This is a genomic window from Flavobacteriales bacterium, assembly GCA_016704485.1.
In the GTDB taxonomy this organism is placed as follows: Bacteria; Bacteroidota; Bacteroidia; order Flavobacteriales_F; family PHOS-HE28; genus PHOS-HE28.
In genome coordinates, this window is sequence record JADJAA010000002.1 from 299,895 (window position 1) to 311,800 (window position 11,906).

10 protein-coding genes are annotated in these 11,906 nt (G+C 50.0%); 5 read left to right on the forward strand and 5 right to left on the reverse strand.

Features of this window, described 5'->3' with window-relative positions:
• Positions 1-18 precede the first annotated feature (18 nt).
• From IPF95_12415 to IPF95_12435, 5 genes are all read left to right on the forward strand, one after another.
• Complete coding sequence (locus tag IPF95_12415; protein ID MBK6475492.1) at positions 19-393, forward strand: STAS domain-containing protein; 375 nt, start codon at positions 19-21, stop codon at positions 391-393.
• Positions 394-402: 9 nt separating this feature from the next.
• Positions 403-1,164, forward strand: coding sequence for a T9SS type A sorting domain-containing protein (locus IPF95_12420; protein ID MBK6475493.1), 762 nt, complete (start codon positions 403-405; stop codon positions 1,162-1,164).
• A gap of 60 nt (positions 1,165-1,224) precedes the next feature.
• Positions 1,225-2,139: a ribonuclease Z gene (locus IPF95_12425; protein ID MBK6475494.1), complete on the forward strand. Its 915-nt coding sequence runs from the start codon at positions 1,225-1,227 to the stop codon at positions 2,137-2,139.
• An 84-nt stretch (positions 2,140-2,223) separates the two neighbouring features.
• On the forward strand, positions 2,224-2,904 hold the full coding sequence (locus IPF95_12430) for a response regulator transcription factor (protein ID MBK6475495.1): 681 nt from the start codon (positions 2,224-2,226) through the stop codon (positions 2,902-2,904).
• A gap of 23 nt (positions 2,905-2,927) precedes the next feature.
• Positions 2,928-3,800: a hypothetical protein gene (locus IPF95_12435; GenBank protein ID MBK6475496.1), complete on the forward strand. Its 873-nt coding sequence runs from the start codon at positions 2,928-2,930 to the stop codon at positions 3,798-3,800.
• On the opposite strand, the gene IPF95_12440 is transcribed toward IPF95_12435, so the two are convergent.
• The 5 genes from IPF95_12440 to IPF95_12460 form a co-directional block, all read right to left on the reverse strand.
• Positions 3,739-6,111, reverse strand: a complete 2,373-nt coding sequence (locus IPF95_12440; GenBank protein ID MBK6475497.1) for a hypothetical protein — start codon at positions 6,109-6,111, stop codon at positions 3,739-3,741. The two genes, IPF95_12435 and IPF95_12440, sit on opposite strands and share 62 nt — an antisense overlap.
• Positions 6,112-6,350: 239 nt before the next feature.
• Entirely contained in the window at positions 6,351-8,045 is a 1,695-nt protein-coding gene (gene ftcD / locus IPF95_12445) for a glutamate formimidoyltransferase (GenBank protein ID MBK6475498.1), read from the reverse strand.
• A gap of 61 nt (positions 8,046-8,106) precedes the next feature.
• On the reverse strand, positions 8,107-8,814 hold the full coding sequence (locus IPF95_12450; GenBank protein MBK6475499.1) for a CPBP family intramembrane metalloprotease: 708 nt from the start codon (positions 8,812-8,814) through the stop codon (positions 8,107-8,109).
• Positions 8,815-8,875: 61 nt separating this feature from the next.
• A complete protein-coding gene (locus tag IPF95_12455; GenBank protein ID MBK6475500.1) occupies positions 8,876-10,141 on the reverse strand; it encodes an imidazolonepropionase in 1,266 nt (421 codons plus the stop codon).
• A gap of 114 nt (positions 10,142-10,255) precedes the next feature.
• A complete protein-coding gene (locus tag IPF95_12460) occupies positions 10,256-11,890 on the reverse strand; it encodes a T9SS type A sorting domain-containing protein (protein MBK6475501.1) in 1,635 nt (544 codons plus the stop codon).
• Between the last annotated feature and the right edge of the window lie 16 nt (positions 11,891-11,906).

Here is an 11,906-nt window from a genome sequence, read left to right on the forward strand (position 1 = left end):
GCGGGAACGCGGATCACCATGAATTTTACCATAGAAGACAAAGGACGTTACACACTTGTGACCAGCAATGTGGACAAACTTGATACTACCTGTGCTCCGGAACTGAAGAGCGAGCTCGTCTATCTGAACAAGACGGGAGTGAGGAACGTTATCATCGATCTGACCACTACGCGCTATTGCGATAGCTCGGGACTCAGTGCATTGTTGGTAGCAAATCGCTTGTGCAAAAGCGTTAATGGATTGCTCGTGGTATGTGGTTTGCAGGAACCCGTTCAGAAACTGGTACAGATCTCTCAGCTGGAGAGCGTGTTGTCGATAACACCAACACCGGCCGAAGCAGTTGATCTGTTGTACATGGAAGAGATCGAAAAGGACGTTAACAAAGACCAATAATCCGTTTGAATGAAAAAAGTAATACTCTCAGTGATCATCGCAGCTAGTGCTGGAAGCGCAATGGCTCAGGCATGTACTCCTGATCCGATCTATGCGGACAGCCTTTACGGGATCTGGCCGGATACGACCACGAATATGGCACCGGGTATGGTCGGTATAGCTTACGAGCAAGTGTTGAACATGATCATTCCATCGGATGCTGGTTTGATCGATCCTCAATATGTTGGTGTGGTTCTGGATTCCATTGCACTCGATGGTCTCTCCGGTATGCCGGATGGTCTTAGTTATGCGTGTAACAGCCAAACTCCGGCACCGTGCTCCTATTTAACTGGCCAATTGGGTTGTGCAATTATTACAGGCGTGCCTACCACAGAGGGTACTTTCCCTTTGGCAATTGAGGTTACGGCCTTTACAAACATCTTCGGACAAGTTATTCCAGTGCCGCAGACCTTTAGCGGGTATAGCATTGTGATCTCCCAGAACAATGTCGGTATTCTGGAAGGGGAGTTGATCGCTACAGGTTCAGCGCGTGCCGTGCCGAATCCATTCACCACGAACACCAACATCGAGTTCCAAATGGCCCGCTCAGGTCAAGTGAAGCTCAGCGTGTTCAACCTATTAGGTGAAAAACTATGGTCAAAGACCGTGGCTGGCAAGAACGGCTTGAACAAAGTACCATACGAAAGCACCGATCTTCAGGATGGGATCTACCTTTTCAAGGTTGAGTCCGGAAATGATGTATTCACAGGTCGTATGGTCGTTAGGCATTGATCTGCACAGATGATAACGAATAAGACAGGCCTCGCACATGCGGGGCCTTCTTCATGAGCAATGTCCACCCCACGATTCGATGTGACCACGTTAGGAACAGGAGCTGCCTTACCGGCAAGGGGGCGCTATCCCACGGCGCAATTGCTGAACATCCATGAGGCATTGTACCTAGTGGATTGTGGTGAAGGCACGCAAGAAAGGCTGCGCTCGGCTGGCATCAATATGCAACGCATTGGGCACATTTTCATCAGCCATTTGCACGGGGATCACTACCTCGGCCTAATGGGTCTCATCAGCTCCATGCATCTTATGGGGAGGCAAGCCGAATTGCATGTATACGCCGCCATCGAACTGAAAGAGATCATCGAGCTGCAAATGCGTGTTTCGGGAACCTACTTGCGTTTTTCATTGGAGTTTCACCCGATCGTAGCTGAGAGTGGAACGGTGATCCTGGAAAATGTGCAAGTATCCGTTTCCACATTGGCGTTAAAACATCGCATACCATGTGTAGGCTTCGTGTTCCGCGAATCACTACGGCCTAGAAGCCTGCGGAAGGAGCGCGTTGACGAGATCCCCCATTACATGCGCTCGAGCATAAAACAAGGCGCCGATCTGGAACTTCCGGATGGTTCGATGATACTGAATACCGAACTCACCGAAGACCCGCCACCACCGCGTAGTTATGCATATTGTTCAGATACGGCATACGAACCGGCGTTGATCCCCTTTCTGAGGGGCGTTGACCTCTTGTATCATGAAGCAACCTTCACTTCCCCATTCGCCGCTCGTGCCAAGGAAACGATGCATAGCACAGCTGCTCAAGCCGCTCAAGTGGCCAAGGAGGCCGGAGTAGGGCAATTGCTCCTTGGTCATTTCAGCTCGCGTTATAAAAGTGCAGGGCCACTGCTACAAGAAGCCATTCAGATCTTTCCAAACACCCTGCTTAGCTACGAGAGTGCGACCTTTCCGGTTTGAACGATCGGATCCTGAAGAACTTTTGTTGGGTTGCGTTTACTTCACACCTACATTTGCCATCATTAGATTGATTCTAAATAAGGGATGTTGGTAAGAACGCTTCTAGCGGATCATAGTGAGTTATCGTTAATAGGGCTACAGAGCATATTTGCGGATGTGCCTCGGATCGAAGTGGTTGGTGTTGCAAGGGATCCAATTGAGCTACAGGCGCAGATCGTGCGTTTGAAACCGCATATCGTATTATTGGACCACACGGCTGAAGGATTCGGGCCACAAGCAATACGCGAAGGAAGAAAACGCTCACGTTCCACCCTATTCGTGTCGATCACCACCGATCCATCAGCATTTGCTTTGATGGGGGCTATACGCGCAGGAGTAACGAGTTACATTAAGAAGGATTGCGATATTGATGAGATCATCAATGCGGTATTGCAAACTGCGGATGGGGATAAGTTCTTTTGTGGAAAGATCCTGGAAACGTTGCGAAAGTCCAGCTTCGATATGGAACAATTCCTCACCGAACCCTTATCGTGCACCCCGGTTACGCTGAGTGACCGCGAATGTGAAGTAATATCATTGATCGCAGAAGGCCAGAGCTATACGCGTATTGCCGAGGCATTACATTTGAGTGCACATACGATCACAACGCACAGACGGAACATCATGCAGAAGTTGGGGGTGAATAACACCGCAGCTGTCGTTATGTATGCTGTGAAGAACGGCTTGGTAAGTCAGAATAAGTTCTTGTTCAATAAGTTGGGTTGAACCCACTACTTGAGTCTTCGGTCATGGCTGGAATTACGGTGATCGGAGAAATAGGCGGCACGTCTTCCAGGTGGGCATTCATGGAACCGGACAGGTCGGTCCGGGTATTTCCGAACAAAGGCGAAGTACTATCCGGCTTTAACCCGTTGAATGGTGATGCTGACCAATTCGTAGCAAGTGTTTCGGGATATTTCAAGACCAATTTTCCCGGTTACGTTGACCATGGTAATGTGCAGGTCTATGGCGCAGGATGCGGATCCCCGGAGCGCACACAGCGCATGTCGGAGGCATTGAGCAGGATCTGGCCTACTGCCGAAATAGCAGTGGATACGGATATACTGGGGGCTGCAAAGGGCTTATGCGGTAGCGATCCAGGTCTGGTCTTGATATTAGGAACTGGAATGAGTGCCGGGTATTGGGACGGGACCAACCTCTTTCGACCTATGCCATCACTAGGTTTCATAATAGGCGATGAAGGCAGCGGGGCGGATATTGGCCGAACGATCCTACAAGATGCGTTCTACAAGCGGATGCCCTTCCATTTGATCGAAGCCTTGTTCGGTGAGGATGGGCCGGATCTTTCTTTGATCCTCGAGAGCATACATCGGTCAGCATTCCCTGCTCGCGCATTGGCTTCTTATACAGCGAAGCTTAGTGTTCATAGAGAGGAACGTTATGTTCGTGAACTGATCCTGTCGCGGTTCCACGCAATGGCTGAACTGCTTGTACTGTTCTTTTCGCCTGAGCAGCGAGCGAATGTTGCAGCTACGGGATCCGTTTCATTCGGCTTCAAGGAGCTACTGGCGGAGTGTTTATTGGATCGCGGTATGACACTTACTTCAGTGGAACCGGACCCATTGCCGGGCCTCGTGCGCTTCCATCAACAAATGTCTTAGCTCCGCCAAAGGCAGCTTTCAGTTGATTGAACGCCTCGACATTCTCCTCACTATGGATCGTTCGTAACACGCGAGAGCGTTCTAGAGCGGTAAGATGCCAACTCAAGGAGATCTGCTCCTCCTCATCATGTCTTAATTGCACATCGACCACCTGCAAGGGCACCTCGGTCCAGCCACTCGCCTGTTGCAGCATCAGGTCAAAATCCTGATCCTGTACCCGAACAAAGTTGCTGTACACACTTCCAGCCGGATCAAGCAGGCGGGCCAATAACGAACCACTACTTGGATGGATCTTCAGGTCTTTCTGTGTATCCCTTAACTGTAGGATCACAACGCCGGAGGTGTTCTCGTCGATCCATTTCCTGAAGGTGTGAAGGAAAGCAAGTGTAACACGATAACCATAGTTGTCCCGCACTCCTGCGTCCATGACGCGCATTGGAGGTTTGCTAGGCAATGTGACCACTGGCGTTATGTATGGGAAACTAGCGTTCATTCGCAAGGCACTTGAGATCTTAAGCCTTGAGGCACCTTGATCCGCGAACATGCGGTGGAAGTCGATGGCCTCGGCTTCTCCGTTGTTGATCACAGGGGCGTCAGGATGAATATTGGTCAAGAAGGCCATTGGCAGTGCACTGATGACCACCCGGCGGCCATCATTGATGGATGTGGGGTTGATCACCAACAATGGAATGCGTGCTTCGCGCTCCGCACCGGCCATATCTCCGAAACGTACATTCAACAGGCCACGTGTATTCTCATTCAGACGGCGTTCGAACGCATGCCCTCTATCCAATGTATAGGCATGTCCATCGTCATACACCTTCCGGTAACGGAAGAACATATCGTTGGTGACAAAATTGAATGCAACGGGGTTGAGCATATCGCTTGCGACCTCACCTACCAGAATGGATGCATTACGGTCTTGTGTCGTATCGGACAGCCCGGCCAAATAGAGCTGCCGGTAATAGGTAGCGCCTATCAAGCCACCGGACGACCCTGTTAGCAACACTGATCGATCCATCAACGTGCCCTCCAGCAAACTGTCCGCAACTTGCATGCTACGCAGGGTCCAAAGCATTGCACGCAATCCACCACCACTGGTATTCACGATCAACATGGTCGGCTTTTTACCTGAACCATCCAATGCCATATTGTCTTTTTTCCAGAGTTCCAATGTTTCTAGCATGGCATCTGCGTCTGCGCGTGATTTGGCCGTATCATTAGCCATGGCATAGAGCACATCGCGGTCATACGTTGCGGGCTCAACATCATAGTTCAGCCCATATGCTTGATCATCGTACATGAATTTTTCCGTACTATGGCTGACCACATTGAGCAGGATGATGACACCCAGAATAACAGTTGATGTCCAACCTTGCATCCAACTGTACAATGCGCTGATGATCATTAGGATCATTGTGAAGAATAGAAATGCACTGGCTCCGGCTGGAATAGCGAAGAATCGCAGATCACCAAAGGCTCCTAGAGCAATAAAGATCAGCACGACGACCATTTCGAAGATCGAGCCATTGATGTGATTCTGCCAAAGCACATCACGTAGCAATTCTTTATCGTAATGCTCGCTACTTCGAGCCAATAGTAACCTGCCTCGAGGGCCTAAATATGTTTCAACTTTCCATTTTTCCGTTCGTTGGGCGCGCCGCAACCAGCGGCTGGCCTTTCGGCGTTGCGATCTTTTTCTAGGTCCCATTGTTTGATGAGGACCAAGAATATCCATCATTGGTTCGTCCGGCCTGAAGGGTTCTGGATCCTTTCCCAATAATTTGATGATATCCGTATTGGTGCTGGTGAAATAGATCAGTGCAACGAACAGGAATCCCAGCACGCCGACAACGAAGCCCAAGAGGTTTACAATGATGTCAGCTCCATCAACGAACTCCTTGTAATACTGGAACTGAGCGCTACATGACAGATAGGTAAGGATGAACAGGATCGGGATCACCGCATTGTTCACGTTGAATTTCAGAAACGGCTTTGCCAGCGTAGCAATGAAGGGGAATCGGTAGCCATGCATGGCATAGGTGTACAGGTTGAAAGCGGTAATGAAACCGCCGAGTGCGAACCCAGTGATCATGTATGACCAGAAACTGACCCGCCCAAAATACTCGGGGAACAGAAAGAGGTTGGGTACACCATATTTCACACCCATGTTCTCTGTAACGTATCCGAACAGGATGAGCCAGATCAGCAAGAGAAAATGATTCTTCTTGGCATGCAACAGAAGCAACTGCACCGGGAAGAAGTAGAGTACTCTCCTGCTCCAATGAGGTGGTTTGTGCTTCGCGACCATTTCTTATGTAACGATACCGATCATATAGTTCCTACTGAAGGCGCTAAAGATGCGCTAAAAGACCTATACGCAAGAATTGGCCCAAGTGTTGTGAAAACGAAGTAATTAGCCTCGTTCTGTTCTGCTTGGGATGCTATGGTACACCAGAACCGCCACACCCATCAACATGTGTGATATGCAACGGTCTTACTGAATTCAACTGGAAAACTTGTAATGTTACGCAAAGCTCAATGCCACATTCACATCTTCGAAAGTGTTACGCGCATGACATCCGCCTCCAACGCTTCAGCTTCCGATCTTAAAGCTTCCGCTTTAGCTAAAACCTTCGTTTTGAAATCCGCATCGTTCAGCCCTGAGCAATTGATAAGAATGTTGAGGTAACCCGCAATGGCCCCGGCACGTGCACAAACAGCTCCAACACCAGCGTCACTAACGCTGGCTGGCAGACCGGTCTCGGCCATGGCTTGCATCAACGCCATGCTTTCAACGCACACCTCCATAGTGCGTAGTGGGGTGTTTATAGCCCCTTTGGTAGCTTCAGTTATGGCTTTCGCACGAGCAGCCTTTTCAGCATCCGAACCCTTTGGTAGCCCAAGTGCAGCGAGGATGCGATCGAAAGCGCGCGTGTCTTCGTCCACCAAGTATAAAAGCTCATTGCGGTGTTTCTCACCGATCACTGCCCACTCACTGTATTGATCCCACTTATCATCCCAGCCTCGTTTGTGAGCGCTTAGGTTCGCCACCATAGTACCAAGGGCCGCTCCCAAAGCACCAACGTAGGCACCAACGGAACCTCCACCTGGCGCAGGGCTTTCACCAGCGGTCTCCTCCGTGAATTTCTTCAGGTCCATGCTCACCAATCGCTCGGCACCAGGTTCCTCCAGCATGTACTCGATCACTTTTTTCTTCGGATCGAAAGGGCGCAGATCATCCAATCCCAACGATTTGATCGCGATCTTCATCTTCTCGCTCTCGGAGATGCCCAAGCTTCGTTGTTGGCGCTTCAAAAAGAAATCGGCGGCATCCAGCAGTGACTGTTTTGGGATAAGGCCCACCAGCTCGCTTCCAGTTACACGGATCCCTCTTTCTGCCGCGCTCTTGCAAGCTTCATCGAAGGCGATGTGCACCGGTGTAACGGTAATGTCCGTCAGATTCAAGGAAAGTTGAGCAATGCCGTACTCTTCGATGTACCATCCGATGCCTTTCACGGCCTTCAATTTACCGGGTTCTTTTTTGGGTTCTCCGTTGGCATCAACAATAGGCTTGCCTGTTACGGGATCCTTCTCGTGGATAATGCGACCCGCTTCCCGGATATCGAAGGCAATTGCATTCGCACGCCGCGTGCTGGTGGTATTCAAATTCACATTGTATGCCACCAGGAAGTTTCGAGCACCAATAGCAGTTGCGCCACTGCGTGCCACACTTTCTGTGAATTCACTTGGTCCGAAATCCGGTTTCCATGCTGGGTCCACGATCTTCTTGGCCAGCCCTTCATACTCACCGCTGCGATTGTTCGCGAGGTTCTTCCGTTTCTCCTCACGTGCAGCTGCTTCATAGCAATACACAGGAATGGAGAGTTCTTTTCCAACGCGTTCAGCCAGTTTGCGGGCGTATTCTGCGGTCTCTTCCATCGAGATACCACTGATCGGCACTAGTGGGCAAACATCCGTAGCTCCAAAGCGTGGGTGCTCTCCCTTATGCTTGCGCATGTCGATCAATTCCTGTGCTTTCTTCAACAAAAGAAAAGCCGCTTCGATGACGGGTTCCGGTTCCCCAACAAAAGTGATCACGGTCCGGTTCGTTGCGTTCCCAGGATCCACATCCAATAATTGCACCCCCGCAACGGTTTTCACAACAGCGGCGATCGCATCGATCTTAGCCTGGTCTCTTCCTTCACTGATATTGGGTACACACTCGATCAATCTACGTTCCATGGTGCAATTATTCTTTCGGGTTGCGAAGTTAAGACAGGGTAGGGGCTCTGTTCAGAGAGACCTATGGAAAAGCCACGGTCGCCAGATTATTCAACATATGAAGTGCTACGGGCACCCAAATTGAACCGCTCTTCGCACGGGCATAGCCTAGGACCACACCCAATGGCAAGATCAACAGCATCACTGCCGCCGTATACTGCATATGCATGATAGTGAAAACGCCAGCAGTTGCAGCTACCGCTATGTTCTCATCTGCAAGATGCCGAACAGAGCCGAACAATAATCCTCTTAAAAGGAATTCCTCGAAAAGTGGAGCCATGATCCCAACGCCTAAATAGAGCCAGACCATATTGGTGGTGTTACCAAGGATGTCAGTCATGAAATCACTCCGGAATACCGGCGAGAGATAGGCCAACCCTTCAATGATAAGTCCAAGTAGAACGAAGATCCCGGCCCAGATCAGGAACTGTTTGATACTTGGAATACGCAGTCCGAGGAATTGGCTGGTCAGGCTTCGTTTCCATAAGAGAACTGAGAGCAGTATCGCCAGTAGACCGACTAGGCCACTCCAAAGAGCAGCATGACCAATGAGGTCGCCATTGGACATTAAGGTCGCCATTCTTTCCTGCATCAATGGTTCATTGAGCAGGCTGAATGAGAAACCTTGTTCACGCAGCTCCGGTGATCGATCGATGACCCCGTTAATGAACACACCTGATTGCACAATAAAGAACACAAGAACGATCACCCCGAAAAGAGTGATACCCATGGCAAATTCCAACCCTGGTGGTCGGATGAATGTACGAGAAGGATCAGATCCCGGGTGTTGTTCAGACGGGTGTTCCATCGATGATCACGGTTTGGATATGGTTGCTCCCGAATGCATAGGGTAAGTAGGCCAGCGAAGGCACCGGGCGGGTAATGATAAGACTTGCGCGTTTACCGATCGCAATGCTACCCAGCTCCTTCACCAGACCCATGGCAGCAGCACTGTTCAAGGTCATGGCATTGATTGCTTCCTCGGGCAGCATGCGCAATTGGATACAGGCAAGTGAAAGTACCAGATTCATATTTCCACTTGGCGTAGTACCGGGATTGAAGTCAGTTGCCAACGCGACCGGAAGACCGCGATCGATGAGTTGTCTTGCAGGGCCATACGGGATCCTCAAAAAGAACGAGCAGCTCGGAAGTAAGGTTGGAATGGTCTTCTCGGCTGCGCTCGAAGTGCTACCATCCCCGACCAATGCATCGATATCCGATTCTTCCATTATTTCCAGATGATCCACGCTCCGTGCTTTGTGCGCAACAGCCGCTTGAATTCCTCCAATACTTGTGAATTGGTTCACATGTACTTTTCCCGGTAGACCATGGTGTGCGCCAGCAATGAGGATCCGTTCCATTTCGGCAACGGTGAAGTAATTCGTCTCGCAGAAGGTATCCACGTAGTCCGCGAGGTTTTCACGCTTCACCTGCGGAATCAATTCGTTCACAATAAGGTCGATGTATGCACTGCGGTCATCTGCAAATTCAGGAGGCACTGCATGCGCGGCAAGTAGCGTAGTACGTACTTGCAAAGGCAAGGCATCACCGAGTTTGCGTGCAACGCGAAGCATCTTTAGTTCACTTTCGGCAGTGAGGCCATACCCGCTCTTGATCTCCACGGCCACAGTGCCATGTTTCATCATTTCCTGCAAACGGACCTTCGCTTGATCGAATAGCGTGTCTCCGTCCATCGCCCGCAACTTCTTGGCGCTGTTCAGGATCCCACCGCCTTTTGCAGCTATCTCTTGGTAGGTACGACCTTTGATCTTATCCACGAACTCCTCTTCGCGGGGCGCTGCGAAAACAGTATGGGTATGCGAATCGCACCAACCGGGTAGAACATACCCGCCGTTAGCATCGATCACTTCATTTGCGCCGTGATCTTTAGGCAAGTTGGCCATTTCGCCGAACGCCGAGATAAGGCCATCCTCGGCGAGTAACCAGCCATTTTCCACCTGCGGCAAACTAGCCATAGCAGCACCCGCAACTATCTCAGTTCCATATGGATGGGTGCCTACTAGGGCCTTGGCGTTGGTGATCAATAGGCGATGCATTGCGGCAAAGAAAGATCGAAACTCCTGAATAAAATTCAATTGGAAAGACAAGTTCTACACGGCTCGTTCTGCAAGCTGATTACCGGCGGAACACCTACACGCGTTGCGAGCGCTTTACTGTTTTACGACCCGATGCACTGAGTTCCCAGGATCCGACTGCACCAATACGGAATAGCAACCATTTGGGAGTGACGAAAGGTCAAGTGTAGAAACATTGTTCTTTTGGAAAAGCACCGTTCTTCCGAGCATATCCATAACGCGAAGCGTTTGAACATGTTCGGCATTTACAGTGATCATCCCGTTCGTGGGGTTCGGAAATAGTACCTGTTCAGTGTCCGTGTTCGTCGAAGCAATGGACGTCGAAATCTCGCCGTATTTAATGTTCAGAACAGGAGCCAGTTCAGGATCGGTTCCATCCGTGAAATAGACTGATCCTTGAGACGTAGCAGTGCTAGAAATTACAAATTGAGTGATATCCGTCTGCGAGATAAAGGGGAGCATTTCTTCCGGAAGGTCGATACGGATCCAACGGCCGTTGCCATCGTTGCTACCAAAACGACAGGCATCAACTTCTGCATCTGCAACAGCTATATAGTCAACGGCTTCAACATTCATTGTTGTACCAAGAACACCGTGCTTCGCCTTTACGTGTAGCGTAGATCCAATCGGGTTGGCACCGGTCAAACTATCACGACGAAGAAAAATACTTGCTTTTTCAACCGGTTGCATATCCATCACCGTCGTATTGAAGGTAAGCGCGGTAGCGAATTCTTCGGTTCCGTTCAGTCCTAGTTGTAATGTGTTCGAGATCGTGCCTGTGCTAGAAACCGAGCCATTCTCGGAACCCGTTCCAGCGAGCAGGTATAGGTCATCCATCAAGAATTTGTGGTAGAACTCACGGGTGTGCAGATCGATCATATCACGGTAGCCGCCAGCAGAAAGGTGAAAACAATCACGCGTTAATCCATAGTCACGCATGGAGCTTATGGGTGAAGGATAAGTAGGAAATCCATTCGGTAAAGGAGCAGTGAACTGGTCGTACGTACCACCGGGAGCCACTCCCAAGTTACTTTCTTGTCCGAAGGTGTATTGCAAGAAACCCGGCGAATTCACAAAATGTACGCGTGGCATGGTATCAGTGTAAGCCTCAATACCCGCAGAAAAATTGATCATTACATTATTGATCTGCTCGAACGAAGGAAAACCCATGTCTTCCCACGTACCATAGAACGGGTGCAGCGTTTGAAGCGGTGCAAAGCTCTCGATCACTTCTTCGAAATTCGGGTACATGTAGCCGCTCCAAAGCACATGAACATCGGGCCTCACGTTCAGGATGAAGTCGATCACTTGAACTAAACGCGCTCGAACGGATGCTTCCAAGGAATCGGTTTGTTGGGTGGTCATTTCAACGTTCCAATCGCCCAGAACATCGTTACCACCAATGCTCAGATGTACCACTTTGATCGAAGGTTCAGCTATCAAACGCGCTTCGATCTCGTCCTGTTTTTCAGCGGTCAGAAAATCATCTGTTTCAGCACCGTTCTCAGCGATGGTCAGGTTGGTCAGATATCGTGCATCCGAGTGCCCCCAGCGCTCAAGGACGGTATTTATGGTTTGGTCCACACCCATGAAAAAGGCCCAACTGTCGCCAACGAGCAATACTTTATTAGTGGCATCTTCGGAACATTGTGAGTAGCCGGAAAGTGAAGAGATGGAAGCAAGAATAGCAACGCAGCAATTACGTATCATAAAGTGGAAAGGGTTG

Coding starts and splice junctions, on each gene's coding strand:
- IPF95_12415 (MBK6475492.1), top strand. CDS start 19: ATGAATTTTACCATAGAAGACAAAGGACGTTACACACTTGTGACCAGC.
- IPF95_12420 (MBK6475493.1), top strand. CDS start 403: ATGAAAAAAGTAATACTCTCAGTGATCATCGCAGCTAGTGCTGGAAGC.
- IPF95_12425 (MBK6475494.1), top strand. CDS start 1,225: ATGTCCACCCCACGATTCGATGTGACCACGTTAGGAACAGGAGCTGCC.
- IPF95_12430 (MBK6475495.1), top strand. CDS start 2,224: ATGTTGGTAAGAACGCTTCTAGCGGATCATAGTGAGTTATCGTTAATA.
- IPF95_12435 (MBK6475496.1), top strand. CDS start 2,928: ATGGCTGGAATTACGGTGATCGGAGAAATAGGCGGCACGTCTTCCAGG.
- IPF95_12440 (MBK6475497.1), bottom strand. CDS start 6,111: ATGGTCGCGAAGCACAAACCACCTCATTGGAGCAGGAGAGTACTCTAC.
- ftcD (MBK6475498.1), bottom strand. CDS start 8,045: ATGGAACGTAGATTGATCGAGTGTGTACCCAATATCAGTGAAGGAAGA.
- IPF95_12450 (MBK6475499.1), bottom strand. CDS start 8,814: ATGGGTATCACTCTTTTCGGGGTGATCGTTCTTGTGTTCTTTATTGTG.
- IPF95_12455 (MBK6475500.1), bottom strand. CDS start 10,141: ATGCATCGCCTATTGATCACCAACGCCAAGGCCCTAGTAGGCACCCAT.
- IPF95_12460 (MBK6475501.1), bottom strand. CDS start 11,890: ATGATACGTAATTGCTGCGTTGCTATTCTTGCTTCCATCTCTTCACTT.